Genomic DNA, 20,581 nt, shown 5'->3' on the forward strand with positions numbered 1-20,581 from the left:
ATCACCGCGCCGTGAACTTGATGCCCGCGGCGGTGACCACGACGTTAATGACGAACAACGCCATGAAGGCGAAGACGACAGTCTGATTGACCGCGTCGCCGACGCTCTTGGGACCGCCCTTCACGTTCAGACCCAGATAGCAGGCGACCAGTCCGGCGACGAGTCCGAACAGCATGGCCTTGATCTCGGAGAGGACGAGCTCCGGGAGGTGGGTCAGCAGGGTGAGCCCGTTGACGAACGCGCCCGGGTTGACGCCCTGCAGGAAGACCGAGAACAGGAACCCGCCCAGGATGCCGATGGCCGACACCAGGCCGTTGAGCAGGAAGGCGACCAGCATGGAGGCCAGCACCCGCGGAACCACAAGGCGCTGAACCGGATCGATGCCGAGCACCCGCATGGCGTCGATCTCTTCGCGAATCGTGCGTGCGCCCAGATCCGCGCAGATGGCGGTCGCGCCCGCGCCGGCCACGATGAGCACCGTGACCATCGGGCCGATCTGGGTGATGGTGCCGAACGCCGCGCCCGCGCCGGACAGGTCGGCGGCGCCGATCTCCCGCAGCAGGATATTGAGGGTGAAGCTCACCAGGACGGTGAAAGGAATCGCCACCATCAGCGTGGGAAACATGGAAACCCTGGCGATGAACCAGGACTGATCGATGAATTCCCGTCGTTGGAACGGGGGCCGTACCGCGGCGCGGGCTACTGCGCCGGCGAGTTCGAAGAACCCTCCGACCGCCCGCAGCGGTACGGCAAGGACTTCATTCATTCTCGCTATTCCTCCTGCCCCTGCCTAGCGATAGCAACCGAGATATGGATGTGATCTCGGTCCCGCTCGAAGATTAGAACACGTTCTCATACGGTTCGGGAAGGTTTCAGCTGTTTGAACAGGCGTTCTTTCTGAACCGGTGTCCAGTTTCAAGAACATGTTCACCCCAGCCTAACCGTCAGAGGTATGCCGCATTGTGAGACGACACACATAGTTGATCCCCATTCCTACCAACGATCGATCCCGTGATCAACCGCAGCGCCGGAGGCTGGAGCGTGTCGGTGAAAAACTCACAGCCTCCGGAGGGGGAATCCGGGGTAAGCCTCAGCCGAGATCTTTCAGCGAGGAAGCGGAAAACGTAGCGTCCGAGCCACGTTCGGCGAAATAGCCGCCCAGCCTCTCGGCGAGGCCCTCGCGGGTCCATTCGCCCTCGGCGTCGAAGCGCCGTTCCACCACGGGAGCCGCCATCAGGGCGACCATCGGGCCGTAGACGACGAACAGCTGGCCGGAAATCGATTCGGCCGCCGGGGAAGCCAGGAAGGCCACCAGCCGCGCCACGTGATCGGGCGAGAGCGGGTCCGGGCCCTCTTCGGGGGCCGCGGAGAAGACGTTCTCGGTCATGGCCGTGCGGGCGCGGGGCGCGATGGCGTTGGCGCGCACGCCGACCTGCTCCAGGGCGCGGGCGGCCGAGAGGGTCAGCGCGGTGATACCGGCCTTGGCCGCACCGTAATTGGCCTGTCCGGCCGGGCCGAGCAGGCCCGCTTCGGAGGAGGTGTTGATGATGCGCCCGTAGACGGGGGCGCCCGTCTCCTTGTACTTACCGCGCCAATACGCGGCGGCATTGCGGGTCAGCAGGAAGTGGCCGCGCAGGTGCACGGCGACGACCGCGTCGAAGTCCGCGTCGGACATGTTGAACAGCATCTTGTCCCGGGTGATCCCGGCGTTGTTCACCACGATGTCCAGGCGGCCGAAGGTCTCCTCGGCCGTGCGGATCAGGGCCTCGGCGGTGGCGGACTCGGCGATGCTGCCGGCCACGAACTCCGCCTTCACACCGAGCGCCCGGATGTCGGCGAGGGTCGCGCTGACCGCGTCGTTCTCGGCGAGGTCGTTGACGATGACCGACGCGCCGGCCCGGGCCAGCTCGAGGGCTTCGGCCCGGCCCAGCCCGGCGCCCGCGCCGGTGACGATGGCAACGCGGCCGGAAAGACTTACATCAGAATCGCTCACCGGGCCGACTCTAGAACGTGTTCCACCCGGCGGGCAAGCATCCGCTCAGACCAGCTTCAGCGCGGCCTTCGGGCACTGGGCGACCGCCGACTCGATATCGCGGCGATTGGCCTCGGTGACCTCGGCCTCGTTGACCGACAGGTTGTCGTCGTCATCGAGATCAAAGACGTCAGGGGCGATTCCGACGCAAATTCCGTTGGCTTCGCACTGATCGAAGTCGACGATGACCTTCATGTTTCTCTCCTTAACCACTGGTTGCGCCCGAGCCTAACAACCAGACCCGCGCGCAACCAGCAAAGTAGCCCTAACCGGAACCAATACTGGAACATGTTTCACTTGCGTGCGATGATCGGCTGAACCGAGAAACGAAGGCTAGAGGTACTGGTATGCGTATCGCCTACACGCCGCAACAGGAACAGCTGCGTGCCGAGCTACGTGACTATTTCACCAAGCTCATCACTCCCGAACGGCGGCAAGCGCTTTCGGCGCAGACCGGCGAATACGGCGAGGGCAATGTCTACCGCGAGGTCGTGGCCGAGATGGGCCGCGACGGCTGGCTCGCGCTGGGCTGGCCCAAGGAGTACGGCGGGCAGGACCGCTCGACCATGGATCAGCTGATCTTCACCGACGAGGCCGCCATCGCGGGCGCCCCGGTGCCGTTCCTGACCATCAACTCGGTCGCGCCGACGATCATGCACTACGGCACCGAGGAGCAGAAGAAGTTCTTCCTGCCCAAGATCGCCGCCGGTCAGCTGCACTTCGCCATCGGGTACTCGGAGCCGGGCGCCGGCACCGACCTGGCCTCGCTGCGCACCGCCGCGGTCCGCGACGGCGACGACTGGATCATCAACGGCCAGAAGATGTGGACCTCCCTCATCGCCTACGCCGACTACATCTGGCTGGCCGCGCGCACCGACCCGAACGCCAAGAAGCACAAGGGCATCTCGATGTTCATCCTGCCCACCACGGCGGAGGGCTTCTCCTGGACCCCGGTGCACACCATGGCCGGGCCCGACACCAGCGCCACCTACTACCAGGACGTGCGGGTCAAGAACTCCGACATGGTGGGCCCGGAGAACGGCGGCTGGGCGCTGGTCACCAACCAGCTCAACCACGAGCGGGTCGCGCTGACCTCCTCCGCGCCGCTGGCGCTGGCCGTCGCGCAGGTGACCGAATGGGCGCGCAACACCAAGGCCGCCAACGGCTCCCGGGTCATCGACCAGGAATGGGTGCAGATCAGCCTGGCGCGCATCCACGCCAAGGTCGAATACCTGAAGCTCACCAACTGGGAGATCGCCTCACGCGCCGACGCGGGCGGCGACGCCGCGCCGCGCCCGTGGGACGCCTCGGCGACCAAGGTGTACGGCACCGAACTGGCCACCGAGTCCTACCGCGCGCTGATGGAGATCCTCGGCCCCCAGGCCTACCTGCGCCAGGACTCGGCGGGCTCGCAGCTGCGCGGCCGCCTCGAGCGCATGCACCGCGCCTGCCTGATCCTCACCTTCGGCGGCGGCACCAACGAGGTGCAGCGCGACATCATCGCCATGACCGCCCTCAAGCAGCCCGCCGCCGCGCGCTAACCGAAACCAAGGTACCCATCATGGATTTCAGTCTTACCGAGGCGCAGCAAGACCTGGCCCGCCTCACCGCCGAGGTCACCGGCAAGCTCGTCACCGCCGACCGGCTGCGTGAACTCGACAAGAACTTCGACGCCGACGGCAACCCGACCGTGCGCTTCGATCGGCAGCTGTGGAGCTCGCTGGCCGAGACCGGCGTGCTGGCCGCGGCCCTGCCGGAATCGGTGGGCGGCAGCGACTTCGGCGTGCTCGAGCAGACCGCCATCCTGCGCGAGATCGGCAAGTCGGTCGCCCCGGTGCCCTACCTGTGGTCGATCGTGCTCGGCGCGGGTGCGCTCGCGCAGTTCGGGTCCGCGCCCCAGCGGGAGCTGGCCGCGCAGGCCGCCTCCGGCGAGGTCATCCTCACCGCGGCGCTGAGCGAGGAGCGCAACTGGGAGCTCGACAAGCCGATCACCACCGCCATCGCCGGCAACGGCTGGCTGCTGACCGGTCTCAAGACCACCGTGCCCTTCGCGCGGCAGGCGAACCGAATCCTGGTGTCCGCCAGTGTCGACGGCTCCCCCGCCGTCTTCGTGGTCGACCCGTCGCACGAGTCGGTGCGGATCGAGGACCAGATCGTCACCGACCGCTCCCCCGAGGCCGAGGTCGAATTCGCCGGTACCCCCGCCGAACTGGTCGGCACCCTCGAGCAGGGCGGCGAGATCCTGACCTGGCTGCTCGAGCGCGCCTGGCTCGGCCTGGCCGCCACCCAGCTCGGCGTGGTCGAGAAGGGCCTGGAACTGGTCGCCGACTACGCCCGCGAGCGGGAACAGTTCAACCGCAAGATCGGCAGCTTCCAGGCCGTGGCCCAGCGCCTGGCCGACGGATACATCGACGTCCAGGGTGTGCGGCTGGCCGTGCAGCAGGCGGCGTGGCTGCTCTCCGAGGGCCTTCCGGCCACCGCCGAGGTGCACACCGCCAAGTTCTGGGCCGCCGAGGCCGGTCACCGCGTCGCCCACACCGTGGTCCACGTGCACGGCGGCGTCGGCATCGACCGCGACCACATCGTGAACCAGTACTTCACGGCGGCCAAGCACAACGAGTTCGCCCTCGGCGGCGCGACCGACCACCTGCGCGCCCTCGGCGCACAGTTCGCGGCGGAGTGACAACTCTCGTAACTCTCAGGGGCAAGCCCCTGAAACCCCTGAGCCCCTGAGGGGCATGCCCCTCACCCCCGAGGCTCCGGGCGGCGAACCCCTCGAACCCGCGAGGCTCCGGGCAGCGAACCCCTCGAACCCGCGAGGCTCCGGGCAGCGAACCCCTCGAACCCGCGAGGCTTCGGGCGGCGAACCCCTCGAACTCTCGAGGCGTCAAGGGGCGAGCCCTTGAGGCTCGAGAGACGCAGTGCGCAACTGTCGGCTCCCGGGACCGGCCCCTGAAACCCTGACGTCCGGCGGCGTGATCGCCGCCGGAATGTTCGGGGGCCCGGCCCGCGCGGCGCCCGCGGCGTCACGGCGAACGGCGAGGCGGTGGTTTCCATACCGGCCACCACCTCGCCGTTTCTTTTGTCCGCCGGGTGTTTTCGGCTAGGGCACCAGCGGGCCCGCGAGCACTCGTTCGCCCGCTGCCCAGTTACCCGTCCAGGTCAGGGCCGGATCCTCGGCGTCCTTGCGCTGCCAGAGGGCCAGCAGCAGGTCCGAGGCGGTGCCGGAGACTTCGGCGACCGGGGTGCCCGGGCCGTAGGTCCAGCTGTCGTCGGTGTCGGTGGTACGCACGCCCAGCGCGACCTCCGGCTCCTTGGCCAGTCCGCGTTTGATCATGCGGGGCGCGAACAGCTCGAACACCTCGGCGATGCCGTCGGCGGCCACGGCCGGGTCGAAGGGTTCGGCCGTGCCGAGGGCATCCTGGCCGTCCCACACGTGCATGAGGGTTTCCTGGGCGCGGCGGCGCTGCCAGAACCCGACCGTGCGGGGCAGCTGGCTGGTGAAGGTCCAGGCCGGGGTCTGCGGATCGACCGACAGCGACTCGATGATCGCCTTGGCGGATTCGTCGTACCAGGCCCGCAATTCGATCGGATTCGTCGGAGCGGGGTCGCCCTGATAGTCGCCGCGGCCCTCCGCCACCGCGGTCACCACCCACCGGTTCCCCTGTCCGAGATGGTCGGCGAGGTCGTAGAAGGTCCAGTCCCCGCAGCCCGGGACCGGTGCGGCCAGATTCGTCTCCGGCGTGATCAGCTCCCCGAAGTCGCTCAGCTTCTCGCGCAAAATGGCCATGAAATCCATGCGGCCAACGCTAAACAGTGAAAGCCCAGCGTGCCAGCCATATCCGGTCTACGACACGCGAAATTCGGCCAACCGTCACGATTCCGGTCCGCGCTCCCGGAATTCCAGTTCACGCACCGAGAGAATGCGAGTTCCCGCGGGGTCGGGGTGATCGCTGGCGGGTTCGATCTCGTGCAGCAGCGCGTCACCGCGCGCGTCGTCGCGGATGGCGCGGCCCAGGGCCGCGGCGGCCCGGTAGTGGGCCGGCGTGCGCAGTGTGTGGCGGATAGCGCGGGCGATACGCTGCGGGGTCGCGGTGCGGGGCAGCACGATTCCGGCGCGATGGGCGCGCACGCGGGCGGCGTTGTCGGCGTTGTCGCGGCCGTGCGGGAGCACCACGACCGGCAGGTCGGCGGCGAAGGCCCGCATCAGGGTGCCGTGACCGCCGTGCGTGACGACCAGGCTGGCGTGCCGCATGAGCTCATGGTGCGGGGCGGCCCGCAGCACCGCCACAGTGCCCGGCGCGTGGATATCGCCGGGATCGACGGCCGGACCGGTCGTGATCACACCTCGCACCGGGAGTTGCCCCAGTGCGTCGGCAATCCTTTGCAGGCAATCGGTTTGGCGTTGGAAGGTAGTGGACAGCGCGACCAGGACCAGTGGTTCGCCGCCATCGCCCTGGGTCCAGGTGCTGCCCCGCACCCAATCCGGTTCGTCCAGGATCGGGCCGACCCAGCGCACTCCGTCGGGGCCCTGACCCGGGAAATCGAAAGCGGCGCTGGACAAGACCAACTGCCGCCGGGCCAGCTGCGCCTGATCCTGATAGTGCGCCAGCCGCTCCAGCCCGAAGTCCGCGCGCAGGGCATTGAGTTTCGGTAGCAGCTCCTCGTCCCAGCGCCGCTGGACCAGCGAGCCCACCACCCGGTCCCGCAACCGCCCCAGCGGTCCGCGCGCCCGATCGAAACCGGTGCCCGGCGGCGGCCCGCCCTCGACGGGCAGCGGATAGATGCCGGGGATGAGCACCGAGAACGGCACGCCGCAGGCCTGCGCCGCGACCATGGCCCCGAAGGCGAAGAACGAGGCCAGCACCAGATCGGGCCGCTCGGCATCGATTTCGTCGGCGGTGTCGCGGGCGAATCCGGCCCCCGCGCGCGGCCGCAGCCGCGCCCCGGTCGCCGCCACCGCTTCGGCGAGGGATTCCTCGGCCAGCACGGTCACCCGATGTCCCCGCCGCACCAGTCGCCGCACCACACCCAGTTCCGGCGGCACGGTTCCGCCGCTACCGGTGAGAGCGACCAGGTAGCTGTGATTCATCGGGCACCTCCACCCGCCACTCTTGCACGACCGATGAGTTTTCCGCACCCGCTTCGTCCCCACCAGTACAGCGATGAACGCGCGATCCGCTCGCGGAGACGAAGAGGGGCGAAGCACCATGCCGAGCAAGATGATCTTCCTGAACCTTCCCGTGGCCGACCTGGATCGGTCGAAACGGTTCTACGAGGCCCTCGGCTGGAAGGTGAACCAGGACTTCACCGACGGCAACGCCGCCTGCATCGTGGTCGACGACAACATCTGCCTGATGCTGCTCACCCACGATTTCTTCACCACCTTCAGCACCCGTCCGATCGGCGACACCGGGAGAACCGTCAGCGCCCTCTACGCCCTGTCGCTGGGCAGCGCGCGGGAAGTCGACGATCTCACCGAGGCCGCCCTCCGGGCCGGCGGCACCGAAGAGGTCAATGCCGATAAACGCGCCCAGGAGGCCGAGGTCGGCATGCACGGGCGCACATTCCTCGACCCGGACGGCCATCAGTGGGAACCGTTCCACATGGCCTACCCCGGATACTGACCCTGTCCGGTCGCATTCCGGGATCTGTCACCTCGCACGAAATCCGTTGCCACACAACCCGCGTGGTCACCCAATACGGGTGAGTGTCCGATATTGACCCGGACGACCCGAATGGGGAGGGTGAGTCGGTGGTTGTCGGCGATCAACGGCGATTTCCGGCAGCCCGGAACAACCACGGGTTGCGGACCTCAGTTCGGGCGTAGCTCCATCGGCAGACCGAAGAGCGGGAACAGCTTCTCGGTGTCGAGGAAGAAGGTGAGCCCGGAGATCCGGTCTCCGTCGAGCTCGAGGGTGGTGATGGACCAGGGCGTCCACACGCCGGGTTCCTCGCCGGGCTTGTAGTGACCGAAGGCGGGCAGGCCGTTGGCGCCGGCGAGCGGGACCATGCGCGAATCGCGGCAGGCGTGGCCGGTGCCGAGCATGAAGGCGGCCACATTGTCGGGGCCGGAGATCCACAGCGAGAACGGCGGCATGGACAGCGCCACATCGGCTTTCAGCAGCTCGGTGAGGGCGTTCATGTCGTAGGCCTCGAAGGCCTTGACGAAGTCGTCGACGAGTTTGCGCTGCTGTTCGTTGTTCTCGTCGAAGGTATCGGAGACCGTGGAGGTCTCCTGCACCTTCGACATGGTGGCCCGGGCGCGCTGCAGGGCGCTGTTCACCGAGGCCGGGGAGACATTGAGCATGTCGGCGGTCTCACCCGCCGAGAAGCGCAGCACCTCGCGCATGATCAGGATGGCGCGCTGGCTGGCGGGCAGATGCTGCACCGCGGATACGAAGGCCAGGCGCAGCGTGTCCTTCGCGCTGGCGGCCTCGGCCGGGTCCGCCCCGAACGCCAGTGCGTTCGGAATCGGTTCCACCCATACGTAATCCGGTTCCGGCGCGGGCAATTGCGAATCGGGCGTGGAGGGTCCGTTCAGGTCCATCGGCCGGGCCCGGCGCTGCGGCCCGTCCAGCATGTCCAGGCAGACATTCGTGGCGATCTTGTACAGCCACGATCGCAGGCTGGACCGCCCTTCGAACGAGTCATAGGACTTCCACGCCCGGGTGAAAGTCTCCTGCACCGCATCCTCGGCTTCGAACGAGGACCCGAGCATTCGATACGCATAGGCGCACAGTTCCCGCCGATGCCCTTCGAAAGAACGCAATACGTCATCCGAAATCGCGGTGACGGATCTGCCTGCCTTCTCGGTCATGCCAGACAGCCTGGCACAGCCCACCGACAAGTTGAACCCACGAAAAATGCCCGCCCGCAAGTGCGGGCGGGCATCCGAGTACCCACCGAGATCTCGGGCCGTGCCCGCCTGCGAAAGCAGGCGGGCACGGGAGGTCGGAGAGGTGGGCCGCGTTACTTCGAGCTGGAAGCGGCCGCGTGGTTGTCTGCTTCACGGGCCTCGGTCTGCGCCTTCGCCCACTTGTAGTCGGGCTTGCCGGCGGGCGAGCGCTTGATCTCGTCCGCGTACCACAGGCTGCGCGGCATCTTGTAGGAGGAGATCTCCTTGGTCAGGGTCGGGCGCAGCTCCTCCAGGGTCGGGCGGGCCTCGCCGCGACACTGCACGACCGCGACCACCCGCTGGCCCCAGCGCTCGTCGGGCACGCCGACCACGAGTGCGTCGAAGATGTCCGGGTGCGCCTTGAGCGCGCCCTCGACCTCCTCGGGGTAGATCTTCTCGCCACCGGAGTTGATGGACACCGAACCACGACCCAGCATGGTGACGGTGCCGTCCTCCTCCACCCGGGCGAAGTCGCCGGGGATGGAGTAGCGAATCCCGTTGAACACCTTGAAGGTTTCGGCGGTCTTCACCGGGTCGTTGTAGTAGCCCACCGGGATGTTCCCGGTGCGGGCCAGCATGCCCACCTGACCCGAGCCGGGCGCGACCTCGTTGCCCTCTTCGTCGATCACCTTGGTGGAGCCGTCGATCTTCACGCGCGGACCGCCGGTGTGGGTCGCGCCCTTGGCCGCCACGGCCAGACCGCCGAAGCCGGTCTCCGAGGAGCCGATCGAGTCGGTGATGAGCGCGTTCGGGAACCGCTCGATGAACTCGTCCTTGAACGCGGGCGAGAACAGCGCGGCGCTGGAGGCCAGCACCCACAGGCTCGAATGGTCGTACGGCGCACCGGTTTCCGGGTTGCCCGCCGCCACCGCGTCGAGCATCGGACGCGCCATGGCGTCACCGGTAATAAAGATCATGTTCACGCCGTGGTTCTCGATGGCCTGCCACACGCCGTGCCCGCTGAACTCGGGCAGCATGACGGCCTTGCCGCCGTCGAAGAGGCTGTGCAGGGTCGCGGTGAACGCGCCGCCGTGGATCAGCGGCGGAATCGGGTAGCGCACCATCTGCGTGGCGCCGCTCGCGCCGCCCTTGGCCTGCTCCCACTCGTCCTCGATGAAGACGCCGGTGTAGAAGTTGATGCCGCCGCCGAGGACGCGCCACCAGTCCTCCTGCCGCCACATGACGCCCTTGGGCATGCCGGTGGTGCCGCCGGTGTAGATCATCATGATGTCGTCGGCGGAGCGCTCCTCGAAATCGCGCTCGCCGTGCGAACCCGCCAGTGCCGCTTCGTATTCGACCGCGGTCGGGGGCAGCGGCAGATCGGTGCCGTCCTCGACGGTGATGACCGACTTGATCTTCGGCACGTTCGGCAGCACATTGGCGACCTTGTCGCTGTAGCGCCGCTCGTGAATGAGAGCGACCATGTCCGAGTTCTCGAAGATGTACTGCAACTCGTTCTCAACGTACCGGTAGTTCACGTTGATCATGACCGCGCGCGCCTTGAAGATGGCGACCATGGCCTCGACGGCCTCGATGGTGTTGCGCGAGTACACGCCGACCTTGTCACCCGGCTGCACACCCTGTTCCTGCAGGTAGTGCGCCAGCCGGTTGGCCCGGTCCTCCAATTCGGCGTAGGTCACCGAACGCGAGTCGTCAACCAGTGCGACACGTTCCGGCATGAGGTCGATGGTGTGCTCGACGAGGTCCGCAATGTTGTAGCTCACAGGATCAAAATAGAACGTGTTCTTGTGTGTGACAAGCCACAAATCCCACTCATTCGATGGACCGAATGTGCCCCCTGTCACACACAGTACCGCGATTCCTACGATTCGATCAGCGGACGCAGACGCTCGAACTGCGCGACGTCCCGGACCCCGACCAGCATCATCGTGACCCCGGCCTGCTCCCAGACCTTCAGCTGCTCGCGCACCTCGGCCTCGTTGCCGATGATGGTGGTGTCGAGGATCAGCTCGTCGGGAACCGCCGCGGCCGCCTCTTCCTTGCGACCGGACCGGAACAGCCGGGTGATCTCCTCGACCGCCTCGCCGTAGCCCATGCGGCGGTAGACCTCGGCGTGGAAATTCAGTTCCTCCGCGCCCATTCCGCCGATGTACAGCGCGCTGAAGGGCCGGATCGCGTCCAGCGCGGCCTTGCGGTCGTCGGTCAGGATCACCTGCGCGGTGGCCGCGATCTCGAAGTCCTCGCGCGAGCGCCGCGCACCCGGCCGCGCGAAGCCCTCGTCGAGCCACTCGTTGTACATGTCCGCCAGGCGCGGGGTGTAGTAGATGGCCAGCCAGCCGTCGGCGATCTCCGCGGTGAGGGCCACGTTCTTGGGGCCCTCGGCGCCGAGCCAGATGGGCAGATCCGAGCGCAGGGGGTGGGTGATCGGCTTGAGCGGCTTACCGAGTCCGGTCGCCCCGGAACCGTTGTAGGGCAGCGGGAAATGCGGCCCGTCGTTGACGACCTTGCCCTCACGGGCGAGCACCTGCCGCACGATCGAGACGTATTCCCGGGTGCGCGCCAGCGGCTTGGCGAAAGGCTGGCCGTACCAGCCCTCCACGACCTGCGGGCCCGAGACGCCGAGTCCCAGGATGTGGCGGCCGCCGCTGAGGTGATCGAGGGTCAGTGCGGCCATGGCGGTGCCGGTCGGCGTGCGCGCCGACATCTGCACGACCGAGGTGCCCAGGCGCACCCGGCTGGTGTCCGAGCCGTACCAGGCCAGCGGCGTGAAGGCGTCCGAACCCCAGGACTCCGCGGTGAAGACGGCGTCGAAGCCGACCTCCTCGGCGGCCAGCACCAATTCCCGCGTATTGGCGGGCGGCTGCGCGCCCCAATATCCCAGTTGCAAGCCAAAGCGCATGTCCGCGTTCCTTCCTAGAACATCCCGGGCCGGTCGGCAGGGCCGCAGCCGCAGCTCTTGCCACCATCACTAGAACCTGTTCTACTCGATCTCGTGACTCTGGGGAACACCGAAGTACTGTCCGCACCGCTGCGGATGCAATTCGACTACACCCGCTCCACCGGTCCGATCATCGGTCGCTTCCTCACGGAATTGCGGTCCGGCAAGGTCGTCGGTGTGCGGGGTTCCGATGGGCGCGTGATCGTGCCGCCCGCGGAATTCGATCCGAAGACCAGCGAACCGCTCTCGGAATTCGTGGAGGTCTCCGACGTCGGGACGGTCCAGACCTGGTCCTGGGTGGCCGAGCCGCTGCCCGGGCAGCCCTTCGACCGGCCCTTCGCCTTCGCGCTCGTCAAGCTCGACGGCGCGGACACCGCCATCCTGCACGCGGTGGATGTGGCGTCGCCGGACGACATCTCGACCGGTATGCGGGTGCGGGCGCGCTGGGCCGCCGAGCGGACCGGCCGCATCCAGGACATCGCCGCCTTCGAGCCGGGCGAGACCTCCGCCGCCCCAACCGATTCCACGCCCGATGCCGAACCCATCACCGGCATCGTGACCCCGGTCGACTTCTCCATCAAGCACACCGCCGCCCCGCAGGAAGCCGTCTTCCTGAAGGGCCTCATGGAGGGCAAGCTGCTGGGCGCCCGCGCCCAGATGGACGGCAAGGTGTACTTCCCGCCCCGCGGCGCGGATCCGCGTGACGGCTCGCCGACCGACGACTTCGTCGAGGTGTCCGACACCGGCATCGTCACCACCTTCTGCATCGTGAACGTGCCGTTCATGGGCCAGTCGATCAAGCCGCCGTACGTCGCGGCCTACATCCTGCTGGACGGCACGGACATCCCGTTCCTGCACCTGGTGCTCGGCATCGAGGCGAGCGAGGTCCGGATGGGCATGAAGGTGAAGGCCGTGTGGAAGCCGCGCGAGGAGTGGGGCCTGTCCATCGGCAATATCGACCACTTCCGGCCGACCGGCGAACCGGACGCCGACTACGACTCTTTCGCGCACCACCTGTAGAGAGGCGCTGAAATACCTTGAGCGACAACACCACCGAGATCGCGGTCGTAGGGTTCGCCCACGCGCCGCACGTGCCGGAGACCTTCGGCACCACCAATGGCGTGGAGATGCTCGCGCCGTGCTTCCAGGAGCTCTACGCGAAGCTCGGCATCGGCGTCTCCGATATCGGCTTCTGGTGCTCCGGTTCCTCGGATTACCTTGCCGGACGGGCCTTCTCGTTCATCTCGGCGATCGACTCCATCGGCGCGGTGCCGCCCATCAACGAGTCGCACGTGGAGATGGACGCGGCCTGGGCGCTGTACGAGGCGTACGTGAAACTGCGCTCCGGACAGGCGGAGACGGCGCTGGTGTACGGCTTCGGCAAGTCCTCGGCCGGCACGCTGCGCCAGATCCTGAGCCTGCAGACCGACCCCTATCTGGTCGCCCCGCTGTGGCCGGACTCGGTGTCCATCGCCGGCATGCAGGCCCGCGCGGGCCTGGACGCGGGCAAGTGGACCGAAGCCGACATGGCCGCCGTGGCCGCGCGCAGCAATGGCGGCGACGCCGAGAAGCTGCTGGCCGAGGCGAAGGTCGCGGATCCGTTCCGCCCCCACGACATCGCGCCGATCACCGACGGCGCGGCCGCCATCGTGCTGGCCGTGGGCGATCGCGCCCGCGAGCTGTGCGAGCGCCCGGCCTGGCTGACCGGCATCGCCCACTACATCGACACCCCCGTCCTGGGCGCGCGCGACCTGACGGTCTCCGAGTCGACCGCCAAGGCGGCCGCGGCCGCGATCAACGGCGCCGGAACCGATTTCGACGTCGCCGAGCTGCACGCACAGTACAGCCACGAGGAACTGATCCTGAAGCAGGCCATCGGCCTGAACGGCAACACCCGCATCAACCCGTCGGGCGGCCCGCTCTCGGGCAACCCGATGTTCGCGGCCGGGCTCGAGCGCATCGGCTTCGCCGCCACCGAAATCTTCAATGGCACCGCGAATCGCGCACTGGCACACGCCAGTTCGGGTCCCGCGCTGCAGCAGAACCTGGTCGCCACCCTGGAGGCACGATGACCCTGCCAGCCGCTGTCCTGGGTACGGGACAGACTCATCACGTGACCAAACGGTCGGATGTCTCCATGGCGGGCATGGTCCGCGAGGCCATCGACCGGGCGCTGACGGACTCCGGCCTGACCATGGCCGATATCGACGCGGTCGTGGTCGGCAAGGCCCCCGACTTCTTCGAGGGCTCCATGATGCCGGAGCTGTTCCTCGCGGATGCGTTGGGCGCCACCGGAAAACCGATGCTCCGGGTACACACCGCCGGTTCGGTCGGCGGCTCCACGGCCGTCGTGGCCGCCAACCAGGTGCAGGCGGGCGTGCACCGGCGGGTGCTGGCCATCGCGTGGGAGAAGCAGTCCGAGTCCAACGCCATGTGGGCGCTGTCGAACCCGGTGCCGTTCACCAAGCCGGTCGGCGCGGGCGCGGGCGGCTACTTCGCACCGCACGTTCGCGCCTACATCCGCCGCTCCAATGCCCCGCTGCATGTGGGCGCGATGGTGGCGGTGAAGGATCGCCGCAACGGCGCGCGCAACCCGCTCGCGCACCTGCACCAGCCCGACATCACCCTGGAATCGGTGATGGCGTCCCAAATGCTGTGGGATCCCATCCGTTTCGACGAAACCTGTCCGTCCTCGGACGGTGCGTGCGCCATCGTGATCGGTGACGAGGCGTCGGCCAAGGCGGTCGAAGCGCAGGGCAAGAAGGTGGCGTGGATCCACGGCACCGCCATGCGCACCGAGCCGCTCGCCTACGCGGGCCGCGACCAGGTCAACCCCAAGGCGGGACAGGAAGCCGCCAAGGCGCTGTGGAAGCAGGCCGGGATCACCAACCCGCTCGAGGAGATCGACGCGGCCGAAATCTATGTCCCCTTCTCGTGGTTCGAGCCCATGTGGCTGGAGAACCTGGGCTTCATGCCCGAGGGCGAGGGCTGGAAGCTCACCGACGCGGGCGAGACCGCCATCGGCGGAAAGCTGCCGGTCAACCCGTCGGGCGGTGTGCTCTCCTCCAACCCGATCGGCGCGTCCGGCATGATCCGCTTCGCCGAGGCGGCCAAGCAGGTCATGGGCCGCGCGGGCGACTACCAGGTCGAGAACGCCCGCAAGGCGTTCGGCCACGCGTACGGCGGTGGCTCGCAGTACTTCTCGATGTGGGTGGTCGGGAGCGAGCAGCCGTGACGACCACGACCGAACATCCGGCCCGGGTGGCGGGCGCCGCCTCCCAGGCCGCGGTCCGCGCCAAGGACAAGGACGCGTGGGTGGCGTTGTTCGCCGCCGACGGGATCGTGGAGGACCCGGTCGGTCCGTCGTTCTTCGATCCCGAGGGCGTGGGGCACCGCGGAGCGGAAGCCATCGCGGCGTTCTGGGACAAGGCCATCGCCCAGACCGACTCCATCGAATTCCTCTTCGATGATTCGTTCGCGTGTGGCAGCGAGGTGGTCTTCACCGGCCGCATCCGTACCACCATGGGCGGCCATATCATCGATGCCGAAGGCGTTTTCACCTACAAGGTGGATGAGGACGGCAAGATCCTCGCGTTGCGTGCTTTCTGGGAGACCGAACGCGCCATGGCGACGATGAAAAAGATCTAGAACGAAAGACGAAGCGGGCGACCGGATTTTCCGGTCGCCCGCTTCTTTTGTCTCCGCCCCGAGGAGTGAGAGGGGTGCGGGGCGGATCAAATCATCTGGAACTCAGTGCTTTACCGGGCAGCCGCCCGTGTAGTCGACCTGGAATTCCTTGATGCCGTTGAGCCAGCCCGACTGCAGCCGGCGCGGGTCGCCCAGCTTGGAGATGTCGGGCATGTGGTCGGCGATCGCATTGAAGATGATGTCGATCTCGAGCCGAGCCAGGTTCGCGCCGATGCAGAAGTGCGCGCCGGTGCCGCCGAAGGACAGGTGCGGGTTGGGATCACGCAGGATATTGAAGGTGTACGGATCCTCGAACACCTCCTCGTCGAAGTTGGCCGAGCGGTAGGACAGCACCACCCGCTGCCCCTTCTTGATCTGCACGCCACTGACTTCCACGTCCTCGAGCGCGGTGCGCTGGAAGGAGCTGACCGGGGTGGCCCAGCGGATGATCTCGTCGGCGGCGGTCTTGGGCCGCTCCTTCTTGAAGAGCTCCCACTGATCCGGGTTCTCCAGGAACGCGATCATGCCGTGCGTGGTGGCATTGCGGGTGGTCTCGTTGCCCGCGACCGCCAGCATCATGACAAAGAAGCCGAACTCCTCCGGCAGCAGCGCCTCGCCGTCCATGTCGGCCTCGACGAGCTGGGTGGCGATATCGTCGGCCGGGCAGGCCCGCCGCGCCTCGGCCATCTGGTACGAGTAGCCGAGGATCTCGGTGGAGGCGACCACCGGGTCCGCGGTGCTCTCCGGATCGTCGTAGCTGGTCATGTCGTTGGACCACTGGAACAGCTTCTTGCGGTCGTCCTGTGGCACGCCGATCAGTTCGGCGATGGCCTGCAGCGGCAGCTCGGCCGCGACCTGCTCCACGAAGTCGCCGGTGCCGGTCTCGGCGGCGGCCTTCACGATGGCCTCGGCGCGGGCCGTCAGTTCGGCGCGCAGGCCGTTGATGACGCGCGGGGTGAAGCCCTTGGAGATGATTTTGCGGAGCTTGGTGTGCTCCGGCGCGTCCTTGTTCAGCAGGACGAACCGCTGCAGATCGATCTGCTCGCGGGTGATGTCGTCCTGGAACCGCGGGATCGCGGTGTTCTCGTAGGTGGAAAACACGTCGTCGCGGCGCGAGACGGTCTTGACGTCCGCGTGCTTGGAGAGCACCCAGAAGCCGTCGTCGGTGAAGCCGCCTTTCTGGGGATCCTTCGGGTTCCACCAGATCGGGGCGCTGCGGCGCAGTTCCGCCAGTTCCTCGGCCGGTACTCGTTGCGCCCACATCTCGGGGTCAGTGACATCGAATCCATCCGGCACTCCGGGCCGGGCTGCGGGGTCCACCACCAGCAGTCTCCTTTGACCAACTGAAACACGTTCTAGTGCTATTGAAGCACAGGAGGTAAAACAAGAGAAGGGACTAGGTAATGGGCCGGAACGGGCTTACGTTACTTGCTGTGAACTGGTTGCAGTTCTAATCCGGAAGGAAAGACATTGGGTACTCCCGTCATCGTCGAGGCCGCGCGCACCCCCATCGGCAAGCGCAATGGCTGGCTGGCAGGCCTGCACGCCGCCGAGCTCCTGGGCGCGGCGCAGCAGGGCGTGCTCGGACGCGCGGAGCTGGATCCGGCGCTGGTCGAACAGGTCATCGGCGGCTGCGTCATGCAGGTGGGCGAGCAGGGCAACAACGTCACCCGGACCGCGTGGCTGCACGCGGGCCTGCCGTGGCAGACCGGCGCGGTCACCATCGACAACCAGTGCGGTTCCGCGCAGCAGGCCACCGGACTGGTCGCCGGGCTCATCACCGCCGGCGCCATCGAGGTCGGCATGTCCTGCGGCATCGAGTCCATGAGCCATGTTCCGTTGGGCGCCAACGTCGGAACGCACGCGGGCCCGCGCCGACCGGCCTCCTGGAACATCGACATGCCCAACCAGTTCGAGGCGGCGGAGCGAATCGCCAAGCGGCGCGGCATCACTCGCGACGACGTCGACGCGCTGGGCGAGCGTTCGCAGCGGCTGGCGGCGCAGGCGTGGGCCGAGGGCCGCTTCGACCGCGAGGTGCTGACCATCGCGAACGCCCCACAGGTCGACAAGGAGGGCAACCTCACCGGCGAGTTCGCCGACATCAGCCGCGACCAGGGCCTGCGCGAGACCACCCGGGAGGGCCTGGCGAAGCTGAAGCCGGTGGTGGAGGGCGGAATTCACACCGCGGGCACCTCCTCGCAGATCTCCGACGGCGCGTCCGCGGTGCTGCTCATGGACGAAAAGGCCGCGCAGCGTGAGGGATTGCGTCCGCGCGCCCGGATCGTGTCGCAGTGCCTGGTGGGCGGTGAGCCCGAATTCCACCTGGACGGTCCGGTTCAGGCGTGCGAGCGACTGCTGGAGCGCTCCGGCATGAGCATGTCGGATATCGACTTGTTCGAGATCAACGAGGCTTTCGCGTCCGTGGTGCTGTCGTGGGCGTCCGTACACAAGCCCGATTTCGATCGTGTGAATGTTAATGGCGGTGCCATCGCGATCGGCCACCCGGTCGGCAGCACCGGAACCCGCTTGATCACAACGGCTTTGCACGAGCTGGAGCGGACCGACAAGACCACCGCCATGATCCTGATGTGCTGCGGCGGGGCCCTCGCGACGGGCACGATCATCGAACGGATCTAGTCTCTCAATGATTTTCGGCCAGGTTGAACGTTCATCCGTCTTGCCATGAAACGTGGCGTACGCCACACAAACTCCGGTACAGACAAGAAGATGAGACGTCAGCTATCTTATGGCTACCCGAGGCCCGTCCGGGAAGACCCTCGCGACGGGCCAGAACCGGGGCTCTTAAGCCCTTGGCAAGAACCGTGGGGTGACCCCGCAAACGCCCAAGCCACACAGGGTGAAGCGGATCACCGCCTAGAAGCTTCAAGGAAATCGCGAATCAGGCGTAGGTTTTCAGTTACTGAGCCGCTAATATCAATGATACGTATCCGAGATAACGACTGTTAGTACAGCGAAGGGAATTGGGCGGCTCACAATGGCTGATTTCGCGGCGCGGCTGAACAAGCTGTTCGAAACCGTGCATCCCCCGGGGCGTAAGCCGCACACGAACGCAGAGGTGGCGGCTGCCTTGACGGCCTCCGGCCATCCGATCTCGAAACCGTATCTGTCGCAGTTGCGGTCGGGACAGCGCACGAACCCGTCGGATGAGACGGTGGCAGCACTGGCAAAGTTCTTCAAGGTCAAGCCGGACTACTTCTTCAACGACATCTACGCGGCGAAGATCGATCACGATCTCGAGCTGCTGTCCCAGCTGCAGGGCTACGGACTCCGTCGTCTGTCGAGTAGGGCGTTCGACCTGTCCGAAGAATCTCAGAACCTCCTCACCTCTATGGCGGAGAAGTTGCGGGCCAGCGAAGGGCTGCCCGAAATTCCTCCGGACGGTACGGAATAGGCACTGCCACAGAGCAACACAGTGCGGCTGTCTCGGAGGCCGCACTGTGTTGGTTTGTTACAGGGCTTGCTCCGGACTTGACATAGAACGGTCTCCGGCGACGCTTGCAGGGCGACGCCGGGGGCCGGCCGGACCATACGGTCCGGGTGCGGGATGTTGCACCGGTCTCAGCGTGCTGAGGCCATGTGGCGCAGACCCCTGCGCTGGTGCATTATGCACAAACCTGGCATATCGCCGCCCGGGTGTTCCCGGTCGAGCGAGTGAGTTGTTTTGTGCACTATGTCGTTTTGTGCACTGTGAGTGTTTCGCCCCCAATGCACCATCTGCGACAAGCAAGAGTGACAACTTCATGTGACAAGTAAGTCCCGCACAGCGCACGACGGGTTCGATGAGACGAAACCTCGGATACGAAGTCTCATCGAGAAGGCTCGCCGGAATGCCACGCCCTTGGCAATCACGCGCGGTGCGGGACTTGCTCATTTGCGACAAGATCGCAATTGTGCCGGTGATCTTCGCGTGATCAACTTCGAACCGCACCGGACAGTAATGCTTCATACTCCGGAACGGTAATGAAACAGTAAATGACTACCGTTGCGCGGAGCCCTGAATCGCGGACTGCGCCTGCGCCCCCGCCGCGTCGTAGGCCCGGGCGATGGCCTGGACCCAGCCGCGCGGGCTCACTCCCGCCGGCGGTGAGATCCAGCGGCCGTCGATCACCACCTCGCCGAACGGATTCCGCGCCCACTCCGCCACCCGGCGGGCACGCTCGGGGACCGAGGTCGGCGGCGCGCCCGCGGCGATCAGTTCCACTCCGCCACCGGACTGCAGGTAGAGCGCGTCCATGATCTGCGCGACCTGGTCGGACGCTTTGAGCTGGGTGCCCGATCCGGTCTGCTCGTGCGCCACCACCTCCGGGAAGCGGGCGATCAGTACCCGGTGCAGGGTGCGAATCTGCTTGAGCAGCACCCGGGCTCGCCACCACAGCTCGATCACGATCCACACCGCGCCGATCGCGATGAGCATCGCGGCGATCTGCCAGATCGGCCAGAACCAGCCCTCGTCCCCCGCCTTGGGCATCGGCTCGTCCCGGACCAGACGGCGAATCGACAGCGCGGCCAGCACGCCGACCACGAAGGTTCCGGTCGTATAGAGCGCGATGCCGCGGCCCAGGGTGGTCCAATCCAGGTTGCGCACACCGGTGATCACGATGAACACGCACTCCAACAGCACGACCGCCCAGCCGAAGGTGAGCGACCACAACAAGGTCAGGATCATGGCTATCGCGCCACCGGCGTAGATCATCATGCCGATCTGGCGCAGGTTCCGGCGCGAGACGACCGGCCACGCGGCTGCCGCCACCACGGAGGTGGCGGTGGCGAACATGATCCACGCCGCGGTCACGACCCGGTCGCCCAGCCAGTTGCCGTGTACCCCGTGGGGCGCGAGATGGTCTACCGCCACAGCGATTTCGGGCACACCGACGGTCACCGCCAGCGCCACCGCCGCCACCGCGACCACAATAGCGACTCGCGCCGTGGTCGCGGGTTTCACCAGCACGCGTCCGACGCGTGCACCCGAGGCCATCCAGACCAACATGGCCACCAACCAGAAAGTCATGCTGCACACCCTTTCGGATGCCCGAGGGGCTCTACG

Annotated in this window: 19 protein-coding genes; 9 read left to right on the forward strand and 10 right to left on the reverse strand. The window is 67.0% G+C overall.

The genetic code is table 11. The annotated features are described in order from the left end of the window. Position 1 precedes the first annotated feature (1 nt). The 3 genes from GPX89_RS18895 to GPX89_RS18905 form a co-directional block, all read right to left on the reverse strand. Positions 2 to 766 (reverse strand): MlaE family ABC transporter permease, encoded by a 765-nt coding sequence (locus tag GPX89_RS18895; protein ID WP_157388885.1) that lies wholly within the window; start codon positions 764 to 766, stop codon positions 2 to 4. Positions 767 to 1,090: 324 nt separating this feature from the next. Further along, complete coding sequence (locus tag GPX89_RS18900; protein WP_328602000.1) at positions 1,091 to 1,993, reverse strand: 3-oxoacyl-ACP reductase; 903 nt, start codon at positions 1,991 to 1,993, stop codon at positions 1,091 to 1,093. A gap of 45 nt (positions 1,994 to 2,038) precedes the next feature. Beyond that, positions 2,039 to 2,227, reverse strand: a complete 189-nt coding sequence (locus GPX89_RS18905; RefSeq protein WP_033085657.1) for a ferredoxin — start codon at positions 2,225 to 2,227, stop codon at positions 2,039 to 2,041. A 152-nt stretch (positions 2,228 to 2,379) separates the two neighbouring features. Between GPX89_RS18905 and GPX89_RS18910 the strand changes: the two genes are divergently transcribed. Together GPX89_RS18910 and GPX89_RS18915 are read left to right on the forward strand one after the other, a co-directional pair. After that, a complete protein-coding gene (locus GPX89_RS18910; protein ID WP_157388886.1) occupies positions 2,380 to 3,573 on the forward strand; it encodes an acyl-CoA dehydrogenase family protein in 1,194 nt (397 codons plus the stop codon). 20 nt (positions 3,574 to 3,593) lie between these two features. Beyond that, the gene (locus tag GPX89_RS18915; protein WP_157388887.1) at positions 3,594 to 4,715 is read left to right on the forward strand and encodes an acyl-CoA dehydrogenase family protein; all 1,122 of its coding nucleotides are present in this window, start codon (positions 3,594 to 3,596) and stop codon (positions 4,713 to 4,715) included. A gap of 420 nt (positions 4,716 to 5,135) precedes the next feature. Here GPX89_RS18915 and GPX89_RS18920 read toward each other — a convergent pair whose 3' ends face one another. Next, positions 5,136 to 5,831: a maleylpyruvate isomerase family mycothiol-dependent enzyme gene (locus GPX89_RS18920; RefSeq protein WP_157388888.1), complete on the reverse strand. Its 696-nt coding sequence runs from the start codon at positions 5,829 to 5,831 to the stop codon at positions 5,136 to 5,138. Positions 5,832 to 5,906: 75 nt separating this feature from the next. After that, on the reverse strand, positions 5,907 to 7,124 hold the full coding sequence (locus tag GPX89_RS18925; RefSeq protein WP_157388889.1) for a glycosyltransferase: 1,218 nt from the start codon (positions 7,122 to 7,124) through the stop codon (positions 5,907 to 5,909). A gap of 118 nt (positions 7,125 to 7,242) precedes the next feature. Between GPX89_RS18925 and GPX89_RS18930 the strand changes: the two genes are divergently transcribed. Beyond that, entirely contained in the window at positions 7,243 to 7,659 is a 417-nt protein-coding gene (locus tag GPX89_RS18930) for a VOC family protein (RefSeq protein ID WP_198347493.1), read from the forward strand. A 188-nt stretch (positions 7,660 to 7,847) separates the two neighbouring features. Here GPX89_RS18930 and GPX89_RS18935 read toward each other — a convergent pair whose 3' ends face one another. From GPX89_RS18935 to GPX89_RS18945, 3 genes are all read right to left on the reverse strand, one after another. Next, entirely contained in the window at positions 7,848 to 8,852 is a 1,005-nt protein-coding gene (locus tag GPX89_RS18935; protein ID WP_157388890.1) for a sigma-70 family RNA polymerase sigma factor, read from the reverse strand. 152 nt (positions 8,853 to 9,004) lie between these two features. Further along, positions 9,005 to 10,654, reverse strand: a complete 1,650-nt coding sequence (locus tag GPX89_RS18940; RefSeq protein ID WP_328602001.1) for an acyl-CoA synthetase — start codon at positions 10,652 to 10,654, stop codon at positions 9,005 to 9,007. Between the two features lie 98 nt (positions 10,655 to 10,752). Further along, positions 10,753 to 11,790, reverse strand: coding sequence for an LLM class F420-dependent oxidoreductase (locus GPX89_RS18945; protein ID WP_157388892.1), 1,038 nt, complete (start codon positions 11,788 to 11,790; stop codon positions 10,753 to 10,755). A gap of 93 nt (positions 11,791 to 11,883) precedes the next feature. On the opposite strand from GPX89_RS18945, the gene GPX89_RS18950 reads away from it, so the two are divergent. Genes GPX89_RS18950 through GPX89_RS18965 form a run of 4 tightly spaced genes read left to right on the forward strand, consistent with a single transcriptional unit; the run spans position 11,884 to position 15,477 of the window. Further along, positions 11,884 to 12,849: a Zn-ribbon domain-containing OB-fold protein gene (locus GPX89_RS18950; protein ID WP_328602002.1), complete on the forward strand. Its 966-nt coding sequence runs from the start codon at positions 11,884 to 11,886 to the stop codon at positions 12,847 to 12,849. Positions 12,850 to 12,866: 17 nt separating this feature from the next. After that, positions 12,867 to 13,901: a thiolase domain-containing protein gene (locus GPX89_RS18955; protein WP_157388893.1), complete on the forward strand. Its 1,035-nt coding sequence runs from the start codon at positions 12,867 to 12,869 to the stop codon at positions 13,899 to 13,901. Then, positions 13,898 to 15,064: a thiolase domain-containing protein gene (locus tag GPX89_RS18960; RefSeq protein ID WP_157388894.1), complete on the forward strand. Its 1,167-nt coding sequence runs from the start codon at positions 13,898 to 13,900 to the stop codon at positions 15,062 to 15,064. The genes GPX89_RS18955 and GPX89_RS18960 overlap by 4 nt, the downstream gene beginning before the upstream one ends. After that, entirely contained in the window at positions 15,061 to 15,477 is a 417-nt protein-coding gene (locus tag GPX89_RS18965; RefSeq protein ID WP_328602003.1) for a nuclear transport factor 2 family protein, read from the forward strand. The genes GPX89_RS18960 and GPX89_RS18965 overlap by 4 nt, the downstream gene beginning before the upstream one ends. A 102-nt stretch (positions 15,478 to 15,579) precedes the next feature. On the opposite strand, the gene GPX89_RS18970 is transcribed toward GPX89_RS18965, so the two are convergent. Continuing rightward, a complete protein-coding gene (locus GPX89_RS18970; RefSeq protein WP_157389192.1) occupies positions 15,580 to 16,779 on the reverse strand; it encodes a cytochrome P450 in 1,200 nt (399 codons plus the stop codon). A 207-nt stretch (positions 16,780 to 16,986) separates the two neighbouring features. Here GPX89_RS18970 and GPX89_RS18975 point away from each other — a divergent pair, with 207 nt between their 5' ends. After that, entirely contained in the window at positions 16,987 to 18,153 is a 1,167-nt protein-coding gene (locus GPX89_RS18975; protein ID WP_157388895.1) for a steroid 3-ketoacyl-CoA thiolase, read from the forward strand. Between the two features lie 358 nt (positions 18,154 to 18,511). After that, on the forward strand, positions 18,512 to 18,928 hold the full coding sequence (locus tag GPX89_RS18980; protein ID WP_011207048.1) for a helix-turn-helix domain-containing protein: 417 nt from the start codon (positions 18,512 to 18,514) through the stop codon (positions 18,926 to 18,928). 585 nt (positions 18,929 to 19,513) lie between these two features. Here GPX89_RS18980 and GPX89_RS18985 read toward each other — a convergent pair. After that, positions 19,514 to 20,545: a hypothetical protein gene (locus GPX89_RS18985; protein WP_157388896.1), complete on the reverse strand. Its 1,032-nt coding sequence runs from the start codon at positions 20,543 to 20,545 to the stop codon at positions 19,514 to 19,516. Positions 20,546 to 20,581 lie beyond the last annotated feature (36 nt).

Origin of the sequence: Nocardia terrae (genome assembly GCF_009760405.1) — a bacterium.
GTDB lineage: Bacteria > Actinomycetota > Actinomycetes > Mycobacteriales > Mycobacteriaceae > Nocardia > Nocardia terrae.

What these genes read in the sequence shown, in the direction of transcription:
- GPX89_RS18895 (WP_157388885.1), bottom strand. Translation starts at nt 766, where the DNA reads ATGAATGAAGTCCTTGCCGTACCGCTGCGGGCGGTCGGAGGGTTCTTC.
- GPX89_RS18905 (WP_033085657.1), bottom strand. Translation starts at nt 2,227, where the DNA reads ATGAAGGTCATCGTCGACTTCGATCAGTGCGAAGCCAACGGAATTTGC.
- GPX89_RS18910 (WP_157388886.1), top strand. Translation starts at nt 2,380, where the DNA reads ATGCGTATCGCCTACACGCCGCAACAGGAACAGCTGCGTGCCGAGCTA.
- GPX89_RS18915 (WP_157388887.1), top strand. Translation starts at nt 3,594, where the DNA reads ATGGATTTCAGTCTTACCGAGGCGCAGCAAGACCTGGCCCGCCTCACC.
- GPX89_RS18920 (WP_157388888.1), bottom strand. Translation starts at nt 5,831, where the DNA reads ATGGATTTCATGGCCATTTTGCGCGAGAAGCTGAGCGACTTCGGGGAG.
- GPX89_RS18925 (WP_157388889.1), bottom strand. Translation starts at nt 7,124, where the DNA reads ATGAATCACAGCTACCTGGTCGCTCTCACCGGTAGCGGCGGAACCGTG.
- GPX89_RS18930 (WP_198347493.1), top strand. Translation starts at nt 7,243, where the DNA reads ATGCCGAGCAAGATGATCTTCCTGAACCTTCCCGTGGCCGACCTGGAT.
- GPX89_RS18935 (WP_157388890.1), bottom strand. Translation starts at nt 8,852, where the DNA reads ATGACCGAGAAGGCAGGCAGATCCGTCACCGCGATTTCGGATGACGTA.
- GPX89_RS18945 (WP_157388892.1), bottom strand. Translation starts at nt 11,790, where the DNA reads ATGCGCTTTGGCTTGCAACTGGGATATTGGGGCGCGCAGCCGCCCGCC.
- GPX89_RS18960 (WP_157388894.1), top strand. Translation starts at nt 13,898, where the DNA reads ATGACCCTGCCAGCCGCTGTCCTGGGTACGGGACAGACTCATCACGTG.
- GPX89_RS18970 (WP_157389192.1), bottom strand. Translation starts at nt 16,779, where the DNA reads ATGTGGGCGCAACGAGTACCGGCCGAGGAACTGGCGGAACTGCGCCGC.
- GPX89_RS18980 (WP_011207048.1), top strand. Translation starts at nt 18,512, where the DNA reads ATGGCTGATTTCGCGGCGCGGCTGAACAAGCTGTTCGAAACCGTGCAT.
- GPX89_RS18985 (WP_157388896.1), bottom strand. Translation starts at nt 20,545, where the DNA reads ATGACTTTCTGGTTGGTGGCCATGTTGGTCTGGATGGCCTCGGGTGCA.